This is a genomic window from Pyrococcus woesei (genome assembly GCF_050496105.1).
GTDB lineage: Archaea > Methanobacteriota_B > Thermococci > Thermococcales > Thermococcaceae > Pyrococcus > Pyrococcus furiosus.
The window spans coordinates 1,056,538-1,077,684 of the sequence record NZ_CP179867.1; the positions used below are offsets into that span (position 1 = coordinate 1,056,538).

At 40.6% G+C, this 21,147-nt stretch carries 23 protein-coding genes and 1 tRNA gene; 15 read left to right on the plus strand and 9 right to left on the minus strand.

The window, feature by feature from the left end; genetic code table 11:
- The first annotated feature begins 72 nt into the window (after nucleotides 1–72).
- The 7 genes from ACMFNG_RS05795 (at nucleotide 73) to ACMFNG_RS05825 (ending at nucleotide 5,143) form a co-directional block, all read left to right on the plus strand.
- A protein-coding gene (locus tag ACMFNG_RS05795; protein WP_430515260.1) for an IS982 family transposase occupies nucleotides 73–944 on the plus strand; the annotation gives its coding sequence in 2 pieces (ribosomal slippage) (nucleotides 73–499 and nucleotides 499–944; 873 coding nt in all).
- Nucleotides 945–1,088: 144 nt separating this feature from the next.
- Complete coding sequence (gene thyX, locus ACMFNG_RS05800; protein ID WP_430515098.1) at nucleotides 1,089–1,823, plus strand: FAD-dependent thymidylate synthase; 735 nt, start codon at nucleotides 1,089–1,091, stop codon at nucleotides 1,821–1,823.
- A gap of 129 nt (nucleotides 1,824–1,952) precedes the next feature.
- Nucleotides 1,953–2,561, plus strand: coding sequence for a hypothetical protein (locus tag ACMFNG_RS05805; RefSeq protein WP_430515099.1), 609 nt, complete (start codon nucleotides 1,953–1,955; stop codon nucleotides 2,559–2,561).
- A 49-nt stretch (nucleotides 2,562–2,610) separates the two neighbouring features.
- Nucleotides 2,611–3,498: a type II methionyl aminopeptidase gene (map, locus tag ACMFNG_RS05810; protein ID WP_430515100.1), complete on the plus strand. Its 888-nt coding sequence runs from the start codon at nucleotides 2,611–2,613 to the stop codon at nucleotides 3,496–3,498.
- A gap of 41 nt (nucleotides 3,499–3,539) precedes the next feature.
- Nucleotides 3,540–3,626: transfer RNA gene (locus ACMFNG_RS05815), tRNA-Ser, on the plus strand.
- 27 nt (nucleotides 3,627–3,653) lie between these two features.
- The gene (locus tag ACMFNG_RS05820; protein WP_430515101.1) at nucleotides 3,654–4,859 is read left to right on the plus strand and encodes a molybdenum cofactor synthesis domain-containing protein; all 1,206 of its coding nucleotides are present in this window, start codon (nucleotides 3,654–3,656) and stop codon (nucleotides 4,857–4,859) included.
- Nucleotides 4,860–4,870: 11 nt separating this feature from the next.
- A complete protein-coding gene (locus ACMFNG_RS05825; RefSeq protein WP_011011661.1) occupies nucleotides 4,871–5,143 on the plus strand; it encodes a ubiquitin-like small modifier protein 1 in 273 nt (90 codons plus the stop codon).
- Here ACMFNG_RS05825 and ACMFNG_RS05830 read toward each other — a convergent pair.
- The 4 genes from ACMFNG_RS05830 to ACMFNG_RS05845 form a co-directional block, all read right to left on the minus strand.
- Nucleotides 5,140–5,541 carry a secondary thiamine-phosphate synthase enzyme YjbQ gene (locus ACMFNG_RS05830; RefSeq protein WP_011011662.1) on the minus strand — a complete coding sequence of 134 codons (402 nt, stop codon included), beginning with the start codon at nucleotides 5,539–5,541 and terminating at the stop codon, nucleotides 5,140–5,142. The genes ACMFNG_RS05825 and ACMFNG_RS05830 overlap by 4 nt on opposite strands.
- Complete coding sequence (locus ACMFNG_RS05835) at nucleotides 5,534–5,827, minus strand: hypothetical protein (protein ID WP_011011663.1); 294 nt, start codon at nucleotides 5,825–5,827, stop codon at nucleotides 5,534–5,536. Before ACMFNG_RS05835 ends, ACMFNG_RS05830 begins: the two co-directional genes overlap by 8 nt.
- On the minus strand, nucleotides 5,787–7,079 hold the full coding sequence (locus tag ACMFNG_RS05840; RefSeq protein ID WP_011011664.1) for a hypothetical protein: 1,293 nt from the start codon (nucleotides 7,077–7,079) through the stop codon (nucleotides 5,787–5,789). The genes ACMFNG_RS05835 and ACMFNG_RS05840 overlap by 41 nt, the downstream gene beginning before the upstream one ends.
- Nucleotides 7,080–7,298: 219 nt before the next feature.
- Complete coding sequence (locus ACMFNG_RS05845; RefSeq protein WP_011011665.1) at nucleotides 7,299–8,645, minus strand: cyclic 2,3-diphosphoglycerate synthase; 1,347 nt, start codon at nucleotides 8,643–8,645, stop codon at nucleotides 7,299–7,301.
- A 240-nt stretch (nucleotides 8,646–8,885) separates the two neighbouring features.
- On the opposite strand from ACMFNG_RS05845, the gene ACMFNG_RS05850 reads away from it, so the two are divergent.
- From ACMFNG_RS05850 to ACMFNG_RS05865, 4 genes are read left to right on the plus strand one after another with little or no spacing between them, the layout of a single operon-like run.
- Nucleotides 8,886–9,113 carry a HypC/HybG/HupF family hydrogenase formation chaperone gene (locus tag ACMFNG_RS05850; protein WP_288072633.1) on the plus strand — a complete coding sequence of 76 codons (228 nt, stop codon included), beginning with the start codon at nucleotides 8,886–8,888 and terminating at the stop codon, nucleotides 9,111–9,113.
- Nucleotides 9,114–10,217 (plus strand): hydrogenase formation protein HypD, encoded by a 1,104-nt coding sequence (hypD, locus tag ACMFNG_RS05855; RefSeq protein WP_430515102.1) that lies wholly within the window; start codon nucleotides 9,114–9,116, stop codon nucleotides 10,215–10,217.
- Nucleotides 10,218–10,269: 52 nt separating this feature from the next.
- Nucleotides 10,270–10,965 (plus strand): SagB/ThcOx family dehydrogenase, encoded by a 696-nt coding sequence (locus ACMFNG_RS05860; RefSeq protein ID WP_430515103.1) that lies wholly within the window; start codon nucleotides 10,270–10,272, stop codon nucleotides 10,963–10,965.
- 3 nt (nucleotides 10,966–10,968) lie between these two features.
- Entirely contained in the window at nucleotides 10,969–11,148 is a 180-nt protein-coding gene (locus tag ACMFNG_RS05865) for a hypothetical protein (protein ID WP_011011669.1), read from the plus strand.
- Nucleotide 11,149: 1 nt separating this feature from the next.
- Here the strand turns inward: ACMFNG_RS05865 and arsB are convergent, their stop codons facing one another.
- On the minus strand, nucleotides 11,150–12,253 hold the full coding sequence (arsB, locus tag ACMFNG_RS05870; RefSeq protein WP_014835165.1) for an ACR3 family arsenite efflux transporter: 1,104 nt from the start codon (nucleotides 12,251–12,253) through the stop codon (nucleotides 11,150–11,152).
- Nucleotides 12,254–12,393: 140 nt separating this feature from the next.
- Here arsB and ACMFNG_RS05875 point away from each other — a divergent pair, with 140 nt between their 5' ends.
- Both ACMFNG_RS05875 and ACMFNG_RS05880 read left to right on the plus strand, forming a co-directional pair.
- Nucleotides 12,394–12,843: an arsenate reductase ArsC gene (locus ACMFNG_RS05875; RefSeq protein WP_011011671.1), complete on the plus strand. Its 450-nt coding sequence runs from the start codon at nucleotides 12,394–12,396 to the stop codon at nucleotides 12,841–12,843.
- A 286-nt stretch (nucleotides 12,844–13,129) separates the two neighbouring features.
- Nucleotides 13,130–14,119, plus strand: coding sequence for a Gfo/Idh/MocA family protein (locus ACMFNG_RS05880; protein WP_011011672.1), 990 nt, complete (start codon nucleotides 13,130–13,132; stop codon nucleotides 14,117–14,119).
- Between the two features lie 58 nt (nucleotides 14,120–14,177).
- Here the strand turns inward: ACMFNG_RS05880 and ACMFNG_RS05885 are convergent, their stop codons facing one another.
- The 3 genes from ACMFNG_RS05885 to ACMFNG_RS05895 all read right to left on the minus strand — a co-directional run bounded on the left by ACMFNG_RS05885 (nucleotide 14,178) and on the right by ACMFNG_RS05895 (nucleotide 16,692).
- A complete protein-coding gene (locus tag ACMFNG_RS05885) occupies nucleotides 14,178–15,128 on the minus strand; it encodes a glycoside hydrolase family 99-like domain-containing protein (RefSeq protein ID WP_048059037.1) in 951 nt (316 codons plus the stop codon).
- A gap of 18 nt (nucleotides 15,129–15,146) precedes the next feature.
- On the minus strand, nucleotides 15,147–15,776 hold the full coding sequence (locus ACMFNG_RS05890; RefSeq protein WP_143522489.1) for a hypothetical protein: 630 nt from the start codon (nucleotides 15,774–15,776) through the stop codon (nucleotides 15,147–15,149).
- Between the two features lie 133 nt (nucleotides 15,777–15,909).
- Nucleotides 15,910–16,692: an SDR family oxidoreductase gene (locus ACMFNG_RS05895; RefSeq protein WP_011011675.1), complete on the minus strand. Its 783-nt coding sequence runs from the start codon at nucleotides 16,690–16,692 to the stop codon at nucleotides 15,910–15,912.
- A 186-nt stretch (nucleotides 16,693–16,878) separates the two neighbouring features.
- Here ACMFNG_RS05895 and ACMFNG_RS05900 point away from each other — a divergent pair, with 186 nt between their 5' ends.
- Nucleotides 16,879–17,766, plus strand: coding sequence for a cation diffusion facilitator family transporter (locus ACMFNG_RS05900; protein WP_011011676.1), 888 nt, complete (start codon nucleotides 16,879–16,881; stop codon nucleotides 17,764–17,766).
- Between the two features lie 90 nt (nucleotides 17,767–17,856).
- Nucleotides 17,857–20,178 (plus strand): carbamoyltransferase HypF, encoded by a 2,322-nt coding sequence (gene hypF, locus ACMFNG_RS05905; protein ID WP_014835167.1) that lies wholly within the window; start codon nucleotides 17,857–17,859, stop codon nucleotides 20,176–20,178.
- Between the two features lie 30 nt (nucleotides 20,179–20,208).
- Here the strand turns inward: hypF and ACMFNG_RS05910 are convergent, their stop codons facing one another.
- Nucleotides 20,209–21,111, minus strand: coding sequence for a hypothetical protein (locus ACMFNG_RS05910; RefSeq protein ID WP_011011678.1), 903 nt, complete (start codon nucleotides 21,109–21,111; stop codon nucleotides 20,209–20,211).
- Nucleotides 21,112–21,147: the final 36 nt, after the last annotated feature.

The window sequence follows — 21,147 nt, forward strand, 5'->3', positions numbered from 1 at the left end:
ACATAAAACTTTTACCCTAGTTCCCATCAGGTCGTTAGAATTATTAAGTACTTAAATTTTTTTGATTGGTTGGTGGTTGTTATGAACTTTCAGCAGGAAATCCTGATCATAAAATCCGAAATCTATCCGATAGTCAGCAAACACTACCCGAAAAACACTCGCAGGGAAGTAATCAGCCTCTACGACCTGATAACCTTCGCAATACTAGCCCACCTGCACTTCGGAGGAGTTTACAAGCACGCTTACAGAGTCCTAATCGAAGAAATGAAGCTGTTCCCCAAAATCAGGTACAACAAACTAACAGAACGCTTGAACAGGCACGAAAAACTCCTGCTCCTAGCGCAGGAAGAATTATTCAAAAAACACGCCAGAGAATACGTTAGAATACTGGACTCAAAACCCATTCAGACCAAGGAGTTGGCCAGAAAAAACAGGAAGGAGAAGAAGGGTTCTTCAGAAATCATCTCTGAAAAGCCCGCAGTTGGGTTTGTTCCCTCTAAAAAAAGTTTTACTATGGGTACAAGCTGACCTGTTACTCTGATGGAAATTTGCTGGCTTTACTGTCTGTTGATCCGGCGAATAAGCATGATGTGAGTGTTGTCAGGGAAAAGTTCTGGGTGATTGTTGAGGAGTTTTCTGGCTGTTTTCTGTTTTTGGATAAGGGGTATGTTAGTAGAGAACTTCAGGAGGAATTCCTGAAGTTTGGCGTTGTTTACACGCCGGTGAAGCGGGAGAATCAGGTTAGTAATCTGGAGGAGAAGAAGTTTTACAAGTACTTGTCTGACTTTCGCAGGAGGATTGAGACTTTGTTTTCGAAGTTTTCTGAGTTTCTTCTGAAGCCGAGCAGGAGTGTTAGTTTGAGGGGGTTGGTTGTCAGGATTTTAGGGGCGATTCTGGCCGTGAATCTGGACAGATTATACAACTTCACAGATGGTGGGAACTAGGGTTAAAACTTTTTGATCGTCAATTAATCATAATAATGGCAAAAGTTTACTTAGTGGATTATTATGCCACTTATGATCTTTTCATAGGGGTTAGTATGGAAAACCATATCAAGATATTGAAGGACATGAAGTGGGGGGTAAGAAATGGTTCGTGTTACGCTCGTTAACTATACAAAGAGGCCCTTAGAAACAATAACTTGGGCTGCCCTTATAAGCTATTGGGGGGAATGGAGCACGGAATCATTTGAAAGGATAAGTGAGAATGATGTAGAAAAGCATCTCCCTCGGATATTGGGTTATGGTCATGAGAGCATTTTGGAGCATGCAACGTTTACTTTCTCAATCGAAGGTTGTAGTAGGGTTTGTACTCATCAACTTGTGAGGCATAGAATAGCCAGCTACACCCAGCAAAGCCAGCGTTACATTGTTCTTGACGAGGAGAACGTTGAGGAAACGTTTGTAATTCCTGAATCGATAAAGAAAGATAGAGAGCTTTATGAAAAATGGAAGAAGGTCATGGCTGAGACAATAAGCCTTTACAAGGAGAGCATAAATAGGGGAGTTCACCAGGAAGATGCTCGATTCATTCTTCCTCAAGCTGTGAAAACGAAGATAATTGTGACGATGAACTTGAGAGAATTGAAGCACTTCTTTGGCCTTAGACTATGTGAAAGGGCTCAATGGGAGATTAGGGAAGTTGCATGGAAGATGTTAGAGGAGATGGCGAAGAGGGATGATATAAGGCCGATAATAAAGTGGGCTAAACTTGGGCCTAGGTGCATTCAGTTTGGCTATTGTCCCGAGAGAGATCTAATGCCTCCTGGGTGCTTAAAGAAAACTAGAAAAAAGTGGGAACAAGTTGTAGGGAGCAAGAGTTAATTACAACATTAAGTATAAATTTCTTTGATCTCTTCTAGATTTTTATTATTATTACAAAAACAAGATAGAATTGAATTTTCATATCAATTAAAGAAAGGTTTATAAATCATAGTCTCAAGAGCGATACTGATGGAAATGGAGTATGGAAGTATTAGGACATTTGAAACTCATGAAGAAATAGGAAGTGTAGCTCATTCAATGACGGATTTTGATAAAATAAGAGAAGTCTGGAGAGAAGTAAAAGAATATATACATCCAAGAGTTGTTGGTGTGTTCAGTTTAAGGGACGGAATATTCTCGGAAATTTATGTGATAGGAGATGTTGAGAATAATGAGGAGGAGATTATCATAAATGATGAAGTTCATATTCTGTTTTCTATTCCCGTGAAAAAGTATAGAACTCCCGAGGATTTAATATTAGAGCTTATCCCAAAATTACTCGACAATCCATTAAAACTTAAGATGCCATTTGAAGCTCTTTTAACTAAAATAGTGAGAGATTTCGACACTGCTCTTGGGATTTACTTTTTCCTTTCGGGAGGTGAAGTAGTTTTTGAAGATACGCTCCCCCTAGATAAAATTCAAGACGTCTTCGCAAGCGTCACAAATGGAAGATACTACGTCTCATTGGTAGGCAATAATACTCACTCTTGTGCTTTTTTTGAAGGAAAATGGAGAATAATACGAGACTCTCAGTTAGATTCTTCTGGAGTATATGTTAAGGTTTGGAAAATTTAGACATAAAAGTCTTTAAAGTTTTCCTTTATCTTTAAATTAGGGTGAGCTAATGGATACTGAAAAACTTATGAAAGCCGGAGAAATAGCAAAAAAAGTAAGAGAGAAAGCTATTAAACTTGCTAGACCTGGGATGTTGTTGTTAGAACTTGCAGAGTCTATAGAAAAGATGATAATGGAACTTGGGGGTAAACCTGCTTTCCCAGTAAATTTATCAATTAATGAAATTGCAGCTCACTATACTCCTTACAAGGGAGATACTACTGTTCTGAAAGAGGGGGATTATCTAAAGATCGACGTGGGGGTTCACATAGATGGATATATTGCCGACACTGCGGTTACAGTCAGGGTTGGGATGGAGGAAGACGAGCTTATGGAGGCTGCCAAAGAAGCATTAAACGCTGCAATCTCTGTAGCTAGGGCTGGAGTAGAGATAAAGGAACTAGGGAAGGCAATAGAGAATGAAATTAGAAAGAGAGGATTTAACCCAATAGTTAACCTAAGTGGACATAAGATAGAAAGGTATAAGCTTCATGCGGGAATTAGCATCCCAAACATTTACAGGCCCCACGACAACTATGTTCTGAAGGAAGGAGATGTTTTTGCAATTGAGCCCTTTGCCACTACAGGGGCTGGTCAAGTAATTGAGGTTCCTCCAACCTTAATCTACATGTATGTTAGAGATGCTCCAGTTAGAATGGTCCAAGCTAGGTTCCTTTTGGCTAAGATAAAGAGAGAGTATAAAACCTTGCCTTTTGCCTACAGGTGGCTTCAGAACGAGATGCCCGAAGGACAGCTTAAATTGGCCTTAAAAACCCTTGAAAAGGCTGGATCCATATATGGATACCCCGTGCTCAAAGAAATTAGAAATGGTATTGTGACGCAATTTGAGCACACAATCATTGTTGAAAAAGATTCTGTGATAGTAACAACTGAATGAGTTAAACTTTATAAATTCCCAGGTATGAAGAAATTGGGAGCGCCGGGGTAGCCTAGCCAGGGAAGGCGCGGGACTCGAGATCCCGTGGGCGTTCGCCCACCGGGGTTCAAATCCCCGCCCCGGCGCCACCTGCCGAGCACTTGGAGGTTGATAATATGGCATTTCTGAAGGTAGTGTCACTGGAGGAAGCACTTTCAATAATCAATAGCTTTAAACTTGAAATAGAGAGTGAGGAAGTTACACTAGATAAAGCACTGGGGAGAATAGTTGCGGAGGATATTTACTCTCCCCTAGATATTCCCCCCTTCGATAGATCAACTGTTGATGGATATGCCGTTAGGGCGGAGGACACTTTTATGGCCAGTGAGGCCAATCCAGTGGAACTTAAAGTAATTGGTAATGTTCATGCAGGAGAGGAGCCTTTAGTAAAGCTTAGTAGGGGAGAGGCAGTCTACATTACAACTGGGGCAATGCTACCAGAGAATGCAGATGCTGTAATACCTTTTGAAGAAGTGGAGAGAGAAGGAGACACTATAAGAATTTACAAGCCTGCATACCCAGGGTTAGGAGTCATGAAGAAAGGAACTGACATAAAAAAGGGTCAGCTTTTAATTAAAAAAGGAACTAAGCTGACGTTTAAAGAAACTGCCCTGCTTTCTGCTGTAGGATTTTTAAAAGTAAAGGTCTTTAAAAAGCCTAAAGTTGCGGTCATAAGTACGGGGAATGAAATTGTTCTCCCAGGTGAAGAGCTTAAGCCTGGGCAAATATACGACATAAATGGTAGGGCAATAGTTGATGCCGTAAATGAAATAGGGGGAGAGGGAATATTCATTGGAATAGCACAAGATGATAAAGAAAGCCTCAAAAAAATGATATTTCAAGCCTTAGAAGTTGGAGATATTATCGTTATTAGTGGGGGGGCAAGTGGGGGAATGAAGGACTTAACAGCGTCGGTAATAGAGGAGCTTGGAGAAGTTAAAGTTCACGGAATTGCAATTCAGCCAGGTAAACCCACAATAATAGGTGATATAGATGGTAAACCAGTCTTTGGTCTTCCTGGGTATCCAACAAGTTGCTTAACAAACTTCACCCTCTTAGTTGCTCCCCTGCTTTTGAGGCTACTTGGAAGGGAAGGAAAAATTAAGAAGGTTAAGGCGAAAATTAAGCATAAAGTATTTTCGGTAAAGGGAAGAAGACAATTCCTCCCAGTTAAACTTGAGGGAGATGTAGCGGTTCCTATCTTGAAGGGAAGCGGAGCAGTCACAAGCTTTGTGGAGGCAGATGGTTTTGTGGAAATTCCCGAGAATGTAGAAAGCCTTGATGAGGGAGAAGAAGTAACGGTAACGTTGTTCTCGTTTTAGGAGGTGATAGTATGGTCAAGGTTAAGGTTAAGTACTTTGCTAGATTTAGGCAACTTGCAGGAGTTGATGAAGAGGAGATTGAGCTTCCAGAGGGAGCTAGAGTTAGGGACTTGATAGAAGAAATAAAGAAAAGACATGAAAAATTTAAGGAGGAGGTCTTTGGAGAAGGATACGATGAGGATGCCGATGTTAACATTGCCGTAAATGGAAGGTATGTAAGCTGGGATGAAGAGTTAAAGGATGGGGATGTTGTTGGAGTATTTCCTCCCGTAAGCGGAGGTTAACATTTACATACTTTTACATAAACTTCTCTTCTCCTGGGTCCATCTAACTCTACAAAGAGAATGCTCTGCCAAGTTCCTAACATAAGTTGGCCATTTACTATTGGAATAGTCACGCTTGGGCCAAGTATTATAGCTCTGAGGTGAGAGTGGGCGTTGTTATCTATAGAATCGTGTCTGTATCCTGCACCTTTGGGAATTAATTTTGAGAGAATATTTTCTATGTCGTTAAGGAGCCTTGGCTCGTTCTCATTTACTATTATTCCTGTGGTGGTATGCCTAGTATAGACAACGGCAATTCCATTATCGATGCCACTTTTTCTAACGATTTCCTGGACTTTTTCCGTTATATCTATTATTTCAACTTCTTTGGAAGTCCTTATAGTGATGGTTTCAATCATATTTCTTCCCCTCTAGATACCTTTTTATCATCTCCCTAGCGTTTTCTATATGCTTATTTGCCTCTTCTTCATTAATGTTTTTTAACGTGGCCCTAACAGTAACAATGCTCTCAAAGGCCTCCAATAACCTTTGATCTGTTGTCTCTTTTAGAATTCTTTTTAGCATTAAGTATGCTTCGTCTATGCTCTCCTCTCTTAGGGTTTTCTTAGATAGTCCTTCGAGGATTCGATCTAGAATGAATATTCTATCTTGCAATAGCTTCCTTCTTAGTATTAATCTTCTCATTGACTTTCCCCTCTACCACTTTTACTAAAAGTTCGGAAGCAAGTTTTGAAGCAATACCTCTATCTTTAATATTCAAAACAACGTCAATAGCATCTCCAACACGCCCAATTCTAATGAGATAATGGGCTAGGAATCCTAAGGCAACTGACCTGTGCCGTTCGCTATTAATTCTTTTTATTACTCTAACTGCCTGTTGAAGGTTGTTGAGCTCTAAATAATACTTTGTTATTCCTACTAGTATGTCTTCGCTTATTCCCTCTTTCTCGAGGAGGACTTGAATCATTGGCTCCATCTTGGGAGAACCCCTCTCTAGAATCCTAAATATGATATCCTTAACCATTAGGACCATATCAGGGGGAAGGCTTTCCATTAAAATTTTCAGCTTATCTAAGTCTTCTTTAGAAAGTAGAGAAGTTAGAATTTCCCTAACTATTATTCTTTGCGTGGTGGGCGGTATTGTCTTTAATACTTCAATCGATTGTTGGATAAATCCGTGAATTGCAAATATGTAGGCAATATCTTCCCTTATATCTTCTCCCACTTTTTTAGCCAGCTCCTCACTCTCTTCTATCAAAATTTTTACTATTTCTGAGTTTTCCTCATTATTCTTCAAAAATTCTAGAACCTCATTTAATGCCTGTGCTATCCAGAGTTTGCTCCCTATAGAGTTTATTAACTCAAGAACAAGCTTGTATTCTCCTAGTGAAAGTAGTGGTTTAATTGACTTGACTATTGCCTCCTCTCTATAGGGCTCCTCAATAGTTTCGAGAATTAGGAGTACTTTCCTTCTTTTATATATTTTGTTTAGTTTTTCCCCTTCCAAATTTTCTAAAACTTTTTCGAGTATTTCAAGAAGTTTTTTGTTTCTAAGCTTCTTGTTCTTAATCTCCACGGCATAAAATACCGCTTCGTCAGTGTCTTTTAATGAAAGCAAATAATCGATTGCTTCGGCTTTTACAATGTCCTGAATTTCCTCTGGAAGAAGTTGTGCCGATGATATGGCCTCTCTAAATGCTTTCTTTGCTGATTTAAGCCCTGCTAAACTTGTTGAATATCCAATGGCGAGAAGAGCTCTTACTAAAATATAAGGATCTTCTATTTTTGATAATTCTTCGAAAGCTTTTCTGAATGCTTTTCCTGCCCTGGGATCTTTTATTTTAGACAAATATACTCCTATTCTCCCATATGTTAATACCCTAACGAATGGGTCTGGTATCGAGGGTACTAACTCTAATATTTCATCTATTACCATAATACCTCACCATAAGATTATACATGGCAAAACGCACTTACTAAGGTAAATTTATGGACATAGATATTTTAATCTTTTCGTTTTTGAAGCAAATCTTTTTGTAGGAAGATGATGAACTAATGGTTTCAAAATGTTTAAATAAAAGCTTAAGGTGTAGTCAAAATGTTGTCTCAAATTTAAAGAAAAGAGGCGAAACAAAGAAAATAGAGGGAAGATACTTTACTTCTTGAGCTTTTCACACTTCTTTACCCACTCCTCAAGAACGTCTCTGAGCTTTGGCTTGCCTATTTCCTCAAGCTCATACTTGACTCTTACTGCAGGCTTGTTGAGGTTCATGAATCTTCTTAGGTCTACTGGAGTTCCCATAACGACAACGTCTGCATCTGCTCTGTTAATTGTTTCCTCTAGCTCTTTGATCTGCTTCTTGCCGTATCCCATTGCTGGGAGTATGTTGCTTAGGTGTGGGTACTTCTTGTATGTTTCAATTATTGACCCAACAGCGTATGGCCTTGGATCTACTATCTCCTTAGCTCCGAACTTCTTGGCTGCTATGTAACCTGCACCGAAGCTCATTCCACCATGGGTGAGGGTCGGACCATCCTCAACTACGAGAACGCGCTTACCCTTGATTAGCTCTGGCTTGTCCACGAAGATTGGTGATGCTGCTTCAATGACTATAGCATTTGGATTTATCTTTTCAATGTTCTCTCTAATCTTCTGTATGTTCTCTGGTGGGGCTGTGTCTATTTTATTGATTATAATAACATCAGCACTTCTGAAGTTTGTTTCACCTGGGTGGTGTGTCAACTCATGACCAGGTCTGTGTGGGTCAGTGACAACTATCCATAAGTCGGGCTCGAAGAATGGGAAGTCGTTGTTCCCACCGTCCCAGAGGATTATGTCGGCCTCTTTCTCTGCCTCCCTCAGTATCTTCTCGTAGTCAACTCCAGCGTATACTACCATTCCTCTCTCTAGGTATGGCTCATACTCTTCTCTCTCCTCAATTGTACACTCATATCTGTCGAGGTCCTCAAAGGTCGCAAAGCGCTGAACAACTTGCTTTCTTAGATCACCGTAGGGCATTGGGTGTCTGACTGCAACTACCTTGAATCCCATCTCTTGGAGGATTTGGGCCACTTTTCTTGAGGTCTGGCTCTTTCCACATCCTGTTCTGACTGCAGTTACGGCTACAACGGGCTTGCTTGACTTTAGCATTGTGCTCTTTGGTCCAAGTAGCCAGAAGTCAGCCCCAGCACTGTGGGCTCTACTTGCTAAGTGCATGACGTGTTCGTGAGAAACGTCAGAGTACGCGAAAACCACTATGTCAACATCATGCTCTTTGATTATCTTTTCCAAATCATCTTCTGGTAGAATTGGAATTCCATTTGGATACAGTTCACCAGCTAGCTCTGGGGGATATATTCTCCCCTCTATATCTGGAATTTGGGTGGCAGTGAAGGCAACAACCTCGTAATCTGGGTTATCTCTGAAAAAGACGTTGAAGTTGTGGAAGTCTCTACCCGCAGCACCCAGAATTACAACCCTTCTCCTTTTTTTCTCGGCCATTTTGATCACCTCAGAATGTTTTATTTCGAGATAATACTCAATCTAGACATTTATAACGATTTTCATTTAAATTGGAAATAATTTTTCGAATGATTTTAAGTAAAAGTTGTGTAAAGTCGAAAATATTTCGAATAAATGTGTGTATTATTAAAGGGATTAAGAAAAGGGAAAAGGTTGAAAACTTCAAGTTTCAAAAACCCCTAAAAAGTCTAAATCAAACCCTCTAATGGTGAGAATAAAATGTGTCTTGCAGTCCCAGGAAAGGTTGTTGAGATTAGAGGTAACGTTGGAATAGTTGATTTTGGGGGGATAAAGAGAGAGGTTAGGTTAGATCTTTTGAGTGATGTTAAAGTTGGCGATTACGTTATAGTTCACACTGGCTTTGCTATAGAAAAGTTAGATGAGAGGAGAGCTAGAGAAATTCTTGAAGCCTGGGAAGAAGTTTTCTCAGTAATTGGGGGTGAGTAAATGCTTGAAAAATTTGGAGACAAAGCTGTAGCTCAAAAGATTTTAGAAAAAATTAAAGAGGAAGCTAAAGGAATGGAAGAACTGAGGTTTATGCACGTTTGTGGGACTCATGAGGACACAGTAACTAGGAGTGGAATCAGATCACTTCTTCCAGAAAATGTAAAAATCATGAGTGGCCCAGGATGTCCCGTCTGTATAACCCCCGTTGAGGACATAGTGAAGATGATGGAAATTATGAAAGTTGCGAGAGAGGAGAGGGAAGAAATTATTCTCACTACTTTTGGTGACATGTATAGAATTCCAACTCCAATAGGAAGCTTTGCAGACTTAAAGAGTCAGGGTTACGATGTGAGGATAGTTTACTCTATATATGATTCTTACAAAATAGCCAAAGAAAATCCAGATAAGCTTGTAGTGCACTTTTCTCCTGGGTTTGAGACTACCGCCGCTCCAACAGCTGGAATGCTTGAGAGCATTGTGGAAGAGGGGCTAGAGAACTTTAAGATTTATTCCGTTCATAGGTTAACCCCTCCTGCAGTTGAAGCTCTCCTAAATGCGGGGACTGTTTTTCACGGTTTAATAGATCCTGGTCATGTCTCTACAATAATTGGGGTGAAAGGATGGGCGTATCTCACAGAAAAGTTTGGAATTCCTCAAGTCGTAGCCGGTTTTGAGCCAGTTGATGTTCTACTTGGAATACTGATTCTCATTAGGCTTGTAAAGAGGAGAGAAGCGAAAATAATCAACGAGTATAATAGAGTTGTAAAGTGGGAAGGAAATGTCAAGGCCCAAGAACTGATTTGGAAGTACTTTGAAGTTAAAGATGCAAAGTGGAGGGCCCTAGGAGTAATTCCAAGGAGCGGATTGGAACTTAAGAAAGAGTGGAAGGAGCTAGAAATTAGAACTTATTACAATCCCGAGGTTCCAAAGCTCCCAGATCTTGAGAAGGGATGCCTCTGTGGAGCAGTCCTTAGAGGATTGGCTCTGCCAACCCAGTGCCAACACTTTGGAAAGACATGCACGCCAAGACATCCAGTAGGCCCCTGTATGGTCTCGTACGAAGGAACTTGTCACATATTTTACAAATATGGTGCTTTGCTGTAATTTTTCCATGTAGGCAAAAAAGTAATATAGCTATATGACAATAAACTCTAATATGAGCTATCGAAAAATTTCGACATTCGTCGTTGTTTTAGTTATTGTATCTTCAGTTGCTCTCCTGCTAAAACCTTATTCTCCAAGAGAACGGGGAATAGTATACTCAGGAGAAAAGATAATCTTACCCCCTCCAAAAACTGAAGGAACAGTGAGTGTTGAAGAGGCCATTGCAAAAAGAAGGAGCATCAGAACATACAAAAATGATCCTCTAAAGATAGAAGAGCTTGGTCAATTGCTATGGGCTGCACAAGGTATAACACATGAAGATAAAAGGGCAGCTCCAAGTGCAGGAGCAACGTATCCCTTTGAAATATTCGTTATCGTTGGTAATGTGGAAGGACTAAAGCCTGGGATATATCACTATAACCCCTTTGAGCACAGTCTTACCTTAATAAAGGAGGGGGATTTCAGAAAAGAGCTTCAAGAGGCAGCTTTAGGACAAGAATGGGTAGGTAACGCAGCAATAGACATCGTGCTTGTGGCCTTTTATGAGAGGACGACCAAATACTATGGGGAGAGAGGTGTTAGATACGTTCATATGGAAGCAGGCCACATAGGCCAGAACATATACCTACAAGCTACAGCCCTGGGCCTGGGAACTGTGGCCGTTGGAGCATTTCATGACGAGGAAGTTGCAAGAATACTTGGAACGAATGGCGCTCCTCTGTATATATTCCCGGTTGGGAGGGTATGAAAAATGGTTAGTTTTGATCATGCTACCCTTGGATACATAACTTTTGTATTAATGAACTTTTCAATGCTTAGCGGAGCGTTCATATTCTTATCCAAGAAAAAACAGCACTGGATAAAGGTTCATTTGCTTGTAAGTATCCTTACGTATATCTTCATGGTTTGGACAATATGGGTAGTAAGGTAAACTATTCCTCAGTAAGCGCCATGGCTTTGCTCCCACTTCCAGTTTCAAATTTTGCTGTGAAAAAGTGTCTTGTCTTATTTGCTATCCATACAAGGCTTAACATTATTGGAACTTCCTCCAAGACCCCTACTACTGTAGCTAAAGCGGCACCACTATCTAAACCAAACAAGGCTATTGCAACTGCTACGGCCAGTTCGAAAAAGTTGCTTGCACCTATGAATGATGCTGGAGCGGCAACCTTGTGTGGGAGTTTCCAGATCCATGCCCATCCATAGGCTATTGCAAATATAAAGTACGTCTGTATTGTTAGGGGAATAGCTATGAGGGCAATGTGGAGTGGATTTTCGAGGATTATCTCTCCCTGGAACGAGAACAGCAGAATTAAAGTGAGCAACAATCCAACTATTGATATTGTGCTAAGCTTTGGAAGAAACTCTTGCTCAAACCATTTGTGTCCTTTTGTCTTCAAAATGTATCTTCTTGAAAGGTAGCCAGCGGACAGTGGGATTACAACAAAGAGTACTACGGAGAGGAGGAGTGTATCATATGGAACTGGAACTTTGTTAAGACCCATGAGGAAACCAACTATTGGAGCGAATGCGAAGAGAATTATAATGTCGTTTGTTGCTACCTGCACTAAAGTGTAGAGGGGGTCTCCATCAGCTAAATAACTCCACACGAAAACCATCGCAGTACAGGGTGCAGCTCCCAAAAGTATTGCACCTGCTATGTACTCCTTGGCAAGAGAGGGATCAATGAGGCCAAGCTTCATTGAAAAAATAGTGCCTATGAAGAATGAACTTATTAGGAACATACTGAATGGCTTTATTAACCAGTTGGTTACCCAAGTAACAATTAATCCCTTGAGCATTTGGCCCTTGTGCACTCTCTTAATTGCTGAAAAGTCAACCTTGACCATCATTGGATAAATCATTGCCCAAATTAGTACTGCTATTGCCATATTTACGTTTGCTATTGTGAGCTTTGAAAGTGTTCTGGGAAGGGATGGCATGAATTTTCCAATTAGAATGCCGAGTACTATACAAAGAGCAACCCAAAGTGAGAGATACTTTTCAAAGAAGCTTAACCCCTTTTTCTCGCCCATTTTCATCCCTTTTGAATTGAAAAAACTTTCAAATAAAAATCTTTCCTAAACCAATGGTTGTAAGGTTCTATATAGCTCAATATATCCTCTATTGAAAAACGCTTTAAGCTACAAAATCTCTTTATGCTTAGGGGGTAATTATGGAGGAAAAAATCATCCTATTTGTTTGCGTAAAGAACTCTGCAAGGAGTCAAATGGCAGAGGCATTCTTCAATTATTATAACGATGATCCAAGATTTAAAGCAATGAGCGCTGGGACTGAGCCAGCTGATGACATTGATCCCCTAGCAAAGAAGGTCATGGAGGAAATAGGAATTTCTTTAGAGGGGCAAAAACCAAAGCTTTATACTCCGGAAATGGCAGATAAAGCTTACATTGTCATAACAATGGGATGTCTAGATAAATGTCCATATGCCCCACCTGAAAAGACTTGGGATTGGGGACTGGAAGATCCTTATGGAAAGCCAATAGAAAAGTATCGAGAAGTTAGAGATGAGATAAAGCGTCGTGTTCTAAAGCTTATAGAGGATTTAAAAGCTGGAAAGAGTAGAGAGGAAATTATAGGAAGAAAAAGCTTGTTTGCCATTTAAATCTTCTTAAAAGATTGAGGTTGATCTTGAAGACATCTTGCGAGGGCGGAAACATTTACATTAGAAAGACGTGAAAGTTTTGAAAAATCCTTACAAGAATGAACCATACGGAGCAGGTTCAAAAGTTGCTCTTTTCTTAGCCAATAAGGGAATAAACGTTCCTCTTAACTCCAGTTGATTGTCCCAGGGAGAGAGCAATATTCGAGACAAAAATAATTAAAGTGAAGGTAAGAAGAAAAGTAAGAGATGTCATCAAGTTAGATTAAATGCCATCGGGGGTAAAGTCATGAGAAAAGTTAAATTAGGATTAGTTGGTTGTGGAATTGCAGCAAAAACTCTCCACATTCCAGCTTTAAAGAAGCTTTCTGAGTTGTTTGAGGTGACTGCAGTTACGAGTAGAACAAGAGCTCATGCCCAAGAATGCTCTAAGCTTTTGGGAGGAGTGGAGGTTTTTGAAAGCTATGATGAGCTCCTTAAATCTGGAGAAGTAGATGCCGTTGATCTAGCACTTCCAGTTGAGTTAAATCTTCCATTTATAAAGAAAGCGGTTGAAAGTGGAGTTCATGTAATATGCGAAAAGCCCATCTCTACAGACACAAAGACTGGAAAAGAGATCGTGAAAATAGCCGAAAGTTCAGATGTTGTTGTATATATAGCTGAGAACTTTAGGCATATCCCCGTTTTCTGGAAGGCAAAAGAGCTTATTGAGAAGGGCAAAATCGGTGATCCGATTTTTATGAGTTGGCACATATGGGTTGGGATGGACGAGAGCAATCCCTACGTTCATACAGAGTGGAGAAAAAAGCCCAAACATATAGGAGGTTATCTTTCAGATGGTGGAGTTCATCATGTGGCGGCTATGAGACTTATTTTCGGCGACATTGTTTGGGTTTCTGCCGTTGTTCGCGACATATCTCCGTTGTTAGGAGGGCCGGATTTCATTTCTTCCATACTAGAATTCGAAAGTGGAGTAGTGGGTAGCTACACTGCTGGATATCCAATTAAGGGAAAGGATAGATTCGAGGTCGTTGGTACGGAGGGGAGAATGGTTATAGAGTGGGATAGGATAGTTCTCAATGGAGAAAGTATTTATGTTAAGCCAGAGGATAGCTATAAGCTTGAGTTTAAGGACTTCTACTATGTCGTGAAAGGGAAGAGAGAAAATGTTCTTGGCAGTCCGCTAGAGGCTCTGAAAGATCTCGCAGTTATAGAAGCGGCAGTTAACTCAAATGGGCAGAAAGTGAATGTTGGTGATCTCCTAGATTTGGAAAAGTAGATATCCTAGGATATTTTTTATTTCTTAAACGCATTTCTCCTGAAGCTTCTTTATTTTTTTAATTTTCCTTTAGCTCTTTTATAAACTCTTCAAGCACTTCTAAGTACGTAAAGCCATCACTCACAGAGGGTTCTATAAATGTCCCCTCATAAAAGTCATTCCAAGTATCTATTCTTATCTCTTTGCAGTTTCCCAAGGAATCTAGAGCTATTTTTAGCATCTCGGCAAACCTTTTTGGATCCCTTGGTATTGGAAACTGCTGGTTGAAGGATTTGTCAAATGTTCTATCGAACCCAGGACTGACTGTGGGAATAAAGCATTTATTTCTACCATTTGTATAGCTACTCCAAGCTTCTACATGTTCTCTGTATAGTTTTGAATACATTTCAATTTCCCTAGGCGTTAGCGCAGTTTCTCCCTGAACAGAATAGAAGCCTATCCATGACGTATATGCATCTATAAATTTATCTCCCCCATCGTTTTTCCTTAATAGGAGGTTTCGAATGTACCACTCTCCTTCAGGAGTTCCTGGGATTACTTTTCGGTCGGCCATAATTCTTGGTAAAACATCTGCTATTATATATGGTTCGACACCAAGATCTCTCTTTACCATTTCTTTAATTTCCCTATAGGCTTCTGCTCTGTTGTAAAATATCGCTTCATTCCATATAAAGATTGCAGGTTTTCCGTTGATCCTATAGTAGTTAGGGTGCTTCATAAGTGGGATGGCCATTCTCACGACTTCTAACAAAACATTCTTGTTCCACGGATCACTTAGGTCCACGGAAGGGTATCCCTTAGTGAAATGCATATCTACTTGGGCACCTATCATTACTCCAACGTTCATTCCCTTATCCAATAGTTTACGGGTTATTTCCTGGATCCTCCGGCCATCTGAAGTATGAATGTAGTTTGTCCAATCGACCCAAAAAATATATATTCCATGACCTCTTGCCCAGTCAATATGCTTCCATTGGACTATATCTTCTATAGCGTGATATTTTCCCAAGAGTGGAACACCCCTTCTCTAGTTTTCTCTCAAGATATTTTTCATGTCCCAGGGCATGTAGGTTGTGCTGAGTACAATTCCTTTTTCAGCGAGTTGCTCTGCTAAATCCTCATACTCTCTAACATAAGGAGTTCTTAGAACAGTCTTATTACACATATCGTGAATACATGAGTTAATTATGACTTGGTACTCTCTCCCGCCTGAGACTGGAATTGAAACGGTGTAGTTTCCACTTCCATTAAGATTAACACTCTTTGGACTCTCCTGGGAGAATCCGGCTTCTTGCAGGAACAAATATTTTACAGGATACACCGTTATATTAGTTCTAGTTTGCTCTTCTCCTTCGACTCTAAAACTAATTGTTAATCTTTTAGTTCCAGCACTCACATTTGCGGAGAAAATTGTGGGGGGAATAATTTTATTTCTATCTGGGACAATATAACTGACTTCTAAAATACATATTATGTCCCCTTCCACTATATCAATATGTCTTCGTTGGACTATGAATCCCAAAATGCCCCTTTTATTCCATGGTAAGCAGTAGACGGCCTGAATTTTTGGTATATTCGACTTCCCATGAAGATACACATCTTCTCGCCTAGGCGTATTGTCTGAGGAGAATTTAGTGGTTTCATTTGCAATGAGCATAGGTGATAAGAGAACAATAACAAGAAAAAGGACTATAGATGGTTTATTGCTTGATAATCCCATCTTAGACACCTTGTTAAACAATTTCTTTGCTGAATAAGTAGTGAGGAATATGGAAAAAAAGAATAATTTATTAGTCTGCATATATCATTTTGACTGTCATTCCTCCGTCGACGACGAAGTTTACGCCCGTTATGAAGCCGGCTTTTTCGTTGTCAGCTAAAAAGGCGCAGATGTGGGCTATGTCCATTGGGTCTCCAACTCTTCCAGCTGGATGCTGTTCATGATCTATGGGCCTTAGCTTTGGCTCGGAGCGCAGCTTTGACTTCTTCCAACGCGAAGTCTCTATCCACCCAGGACTTACAGCCACAACCCTAATCCTGTACTTTGCGAGACTTATTGCTAAAGAGTGCGTTAGTGCCAGGAGACCACCCTTAGAAGCAGAATACGGCTCAGTGTCCGGTTCGGACATTAAAGCCCTTGTGCTTGCAATGTTTATGATGACTCCTCCTCCGCGCTTTATCATCTCCTCCGCAGCATAGCGGGAGCATATGTAGGGCCCCGTCAGGTTCACCCTTATGACCCTCTCCCACTCTTCGAGCGTTCTTTCAAAAATGCTCTTTACAGACATTATTGCAGCATTATTAACCAGTATATCAACTCCTCCATACAATTCAACGGTTTTCTTAACCATGTTTTTTACGGATTCTTCATCCGCGACATCAGTTTTTATAAAAGTAACATCCAGCCCCCTTTCACGGAGCATTGCTTCTCTCTCCAATCCGGCCTCTTCATCTATCTCGGCCAAAACTACTTTAGCCCCATTTTCAGCAAAAAGCTGGGCTATTGCTGCTCCAATCCCCTGACCACCGCCAGTTACAATCGCCACTTTATTCTTCAGGTTATAGCATGGCATACTTACACCTTCTCCAAAAGTTTTCGATAGTTCTTATAAGGCTTTTGGAAAGTTAAAAGCAAAAGTTCTGGTTCCGAACTATTTTATACGTGACTATGAACAAGTACTCCATTGGAAGTTTTCTATGAAGATCTTAACGTTCGAAAATCTTTTATATCACTGTTTGGGAATTTGAGTGGAGAAGCAATGGAAGAGAGTGGGGAAAGGCTCAAAAGAAGAATGATAATTTCCTTTGCCCTCAATATGGGGATAGCCTTAGTTGAAATCATTGGAGGCATAGTTTCCAGAAGTTTAGCCTTGTTTAGTGATTCCCTTCACAATTTCAGCGATTCTATGAGCATACTAACAAGCTACATTGCCATAAAAATAGGAGAAAGAGAGAAAAACGAGAAATATACTTTCGGGTATAAAAGGGCCGAAATTCTGGTCGCATTTGTAAATTCAGCAATTCTTGTGGGAGTTGCCCTTTTCCTCATAGTAGAAGCATATAAGAGATTCAAGACTCCTGAACCGATTAATGGGCCTTTAATGTTCTCAGTTGCTTTGATTGGCTTTCTAGCTAATTTGATTTCCGTTCTTCTCCTTCACGAGCATTCTCACGAGAACATCAACGTTCGTTCCGCCTATCTCCATCTCCTAAGCGATACCTTGTCATCAGTAGCTGTTGTTCTGGGGGGTATTGCAATAATCAAGTGGAATGCCATTTGGGTTGATCCTCTCCTTAGCGCGCTAATCTCAATTTACATCCTTCGCGAAGCTTATGAAATTCTCAAGGAAAGCGTTGAAGTGCTTATGGAAGCTTCTCCTAATCTAGATTTCAATGAGATAAAGAGGGAAATTGAAAGCATTCCAGGGGTTAAGAATGCTCATCACTTTCATGCCTGGAGGGTGGGAGAAAAGGAGGTTCACTTTGAGTGCCATGTTGAAGTTAATGACATGTTGATAAGTGAGGCCCAGCAAATAATAGATGTTATCGCGGAGAGGCTTAGAAGATTTGGAATAACCCATGTAACTGTCCAGCTTGAGGCGGGAAGATGTAAAGAAAAGGGCATGATCTGTGATGAGGGTGTTTAACCAAAGGTTGAAAATCCCCCTTCTGTTTCTAACTTTTGGTTTTAGAAACCTATAAAGGCTCCAAATTCGGAGATGTATCTGGGGGAGAGAATGAAAGCTTATAGAATTCACGTTCAGGGAATAGTTCAGGCCGTGGGATTTAGGCCCTTCGTTTATAGAATAGCTCATGCTCACAACTTGAGGGGATACGTTAGGAACTTAGGCGATGCTGGAGTTGAAATTGTTGTCGAGGGAAGGGAGGAAGACATAGAGGCATTCATCAAGGATTTATACAAGAAGAAACCCCCACTTGCAAGGATTGATAAGGTTGAGAGGGAGGAAATTCCTCTTCAGGGCTTTGACAGATTTTACATAGAGAAAAGCTCGACGGAAAAGAAGGGGGAGGGAGATTCAATAATCCCTCCGGACATAGCTATTTGTGAGGACTGTCTTAGGGAGTTATTTAATCCAACTGACAAGCGCTACATGTATCCTTTCATAGTATGTACAAACTGTGGGCCGAGGTTCACGATAATTGAAGATCTTCCCTACGATAGGGAGAACACAGCGATGAGAGAATTCCCGATGTGCGAGTTCTGTAGGAGTGAATACGAGGATCCCCTGAATAGGAGGTATCATGCAGAGCCGGTTGCATGTCCAACTTGTGGGCCGAGCTATAGGCTTTACACGAGCGATGGAAATGAGATAATTGGAGACCCCCTGAGAAAGGCGGCAAAACTAATCGATAAGGGATACATAGTTGCGATAAAGGGTATAGGTGGAATTCATTTGGCCTGCGATGCTACAAGAGAGGATGTGGTGGCCGAGCTTAGGAAGAGGATTTTTAGGCCTCAGAAGCCTTTCGCCATTATGGCCAAAGATTTAGAAACTGTAAGGACTTTTGCCTATATTTCTCCCGAAGAGGAGGAAGAATTAACAAGCTATAGAAGGCCAATAGTGGCTTTGAAGAAGAAGGAGCCCTTCCCACTTCCCGAAAACCTCGCTCCTGGGCTTCACACAATTGGGGTAATGCTTCCCTATGCTGGAACCCACTACATATTATTCCACTGGAGCAAGACTCCAGTTTACGTTATGACTTCCGCAAACTTCCCAGGGATGCCGATGATAAAGGACAATGAAGAGGCATTTGAAAAGCTTAGGGACGTTGCTGACTACCTCTTGCTCCACAATAGGAGAATTCCAAATAGAGCTGACGATAGCGTTGTTCGCTTTGTAGATGGTAGAAGAGCTGTTATTAGGAGGAGCAGAGGATTTGTTCCACTTGGAATAGAGATTCCATTTGAGTACAAAGGATTGGCAGTTGGTGCTGAGTTAATGAATGCTTTCGGAGTTGTTAAGAATGGAAAAGTTTATCCAAGTCAGTACATAGGGGATACATCAAAGATTGAAGTTTTAGAGTTTATGAGGGAAGCCGTGAGGCACTTCTTCAAGATATTGAGAGTTGATAACTTAGATCTAGTTGTTGCAGATTTGCATCCAAGCTACAACACAACTAAGCTGGGAATGGAGATCGCTGAGGAATTTGGGGCAGAATTCCTTCAAGTTCAACATCACTACGCTCACGTGGCCTCTGTAATGGCTGAGCACAACTTGGAGGAAGTTGTTGGAATTGCTCTAGATGGTGTTGGGTATGGAACCGACGGAAAAACTTGGGGTGGGGAAGTAATATATCTAAGCTATGAAGATGTGGAGAGGTTGGCCCACATAGAGTATTATCCACTCCCAGGAGGGGATTTGGCCAGCTACTATCCCTTGAGGGCCTTAATTGGAATACTCAGCTTAAACCACGACTTAGAGGAAGTTGAGAAAATCATAAGGGAGTTCTGTCCAAATGCAATAAAGAGCTTAAAGTATGGGGAAACAGAGTTTAGGGTAATTATGAGGCAACTCAGCAGCGGGATAAACGTTGCCTATGCCTCTTCAACGGGAAGGGTGCTTGATGCCTTCTCGGTACTTTTGAACGTTTCCTACAGGAGGCACTATGAGGGAGAGCCTGCGATGAAGCTGGAGAGCTTTGCATACCAAGGAAAGAACGATCTAAAGCTCACGGCTCCAATTGAAGGTGAGGAAATAAAGGTTTCAGAGTTGTTTGAGGAAGTTCTTGAGCTGATGGGCAAGGCCAATCCTAAAGACATAGCTTACTCCGTTCACTTAGCCTTAGCTAGGGCATTTGCTGAAGTTAGCGTGGAGAAAGCTAAGGAGTTTGGAGCTAAAACTGTCGTTTTGGGTGGGGGAGTAGGGTACAATGAGCTAATAGTTAAGACGATAAGAAAGATAGTAGAGGGGAGAGGGCTAAGGTTCTTAACAACTTACGAAGTTCCCAGGGGAGATAATGGAATTAATGTAGGCCAGGCCTTCCTGGGAGGATTGTACTTGGAAGGATACTTAAATAGGGAAGATTTGAGCATTTAGTTTGTCTCTACCTAGGCCTTCCTTTTTTTCTTAAATTATTCCATACATATTTTGCAGGTCTTGGGATATACTAATAGCGTTCTCCTTAATTACATTCACGAGCAGTTCTTGGACTTCTTCTGAAAATATTGTTTTTCTTCTTTTTGTGTTGGCTAGATTTTCTAGTATCTCCTTGGATATGCTTAATCCATAATCAGATCCAGTAGCCACGCTCTTATCAATTTCATATAAAGCCCTTAGTTCTCTGAAGTTTGGTTTAACTGTTAACTTTCCGCTCTCGCGCTTGACATCCAAATAAAGTCCTGACAGACCATAAAACGCTACATCTACCAATCCGATGTATTCTTTTTTTCCACTGTAGGCTTGGGCCTCTTCAATAAACTTTATGCTTTCCAACATGTTAGACAGACCAATAATAAGAGAATTGCTTCTTTGATCCGATAAATAGCCTAGAATAGCCTTTTTTACACCCTTATAGTCCTCTACTCCGTTGAGAGTACACCTATAAACAAAGCGAGCAGGTGTGTCTACTAACAATCCTCCGAGAAGATATACCTTTAATTTCTCTGAGGGGCTTAAGTCCTTAAAATTCTCTTCCAGCAATGAAGCGAGTTTAGTTTTTCTCACATACCATGAATTCTCTATAATCTTTACATCTAGTAATCCAAAGTTCCACAGTAGTAACATAATGCTCTTTATTCTAGGGGATCCAATTTTAGATCTCGACACTGTCTTAATTTTATTGAAACTTATTTTTGCGTAATTTTTCCTTATTGTTTCTATTTTTGATCCTTCTGGGGCATAGGGAGCCAGGGTTATTAGAGTGTCGACTAATTTTTCTATTTCTTTAAGTCTTTTGGTGACTTTCTTAGTTTTTAGATATTTTAAAGCTTGTAGATATGAGACACTTCCCTTAATTCCTACTACTTTCATCGACATCCCTCCGTTTTCCTAAATTCCATGTCTAGG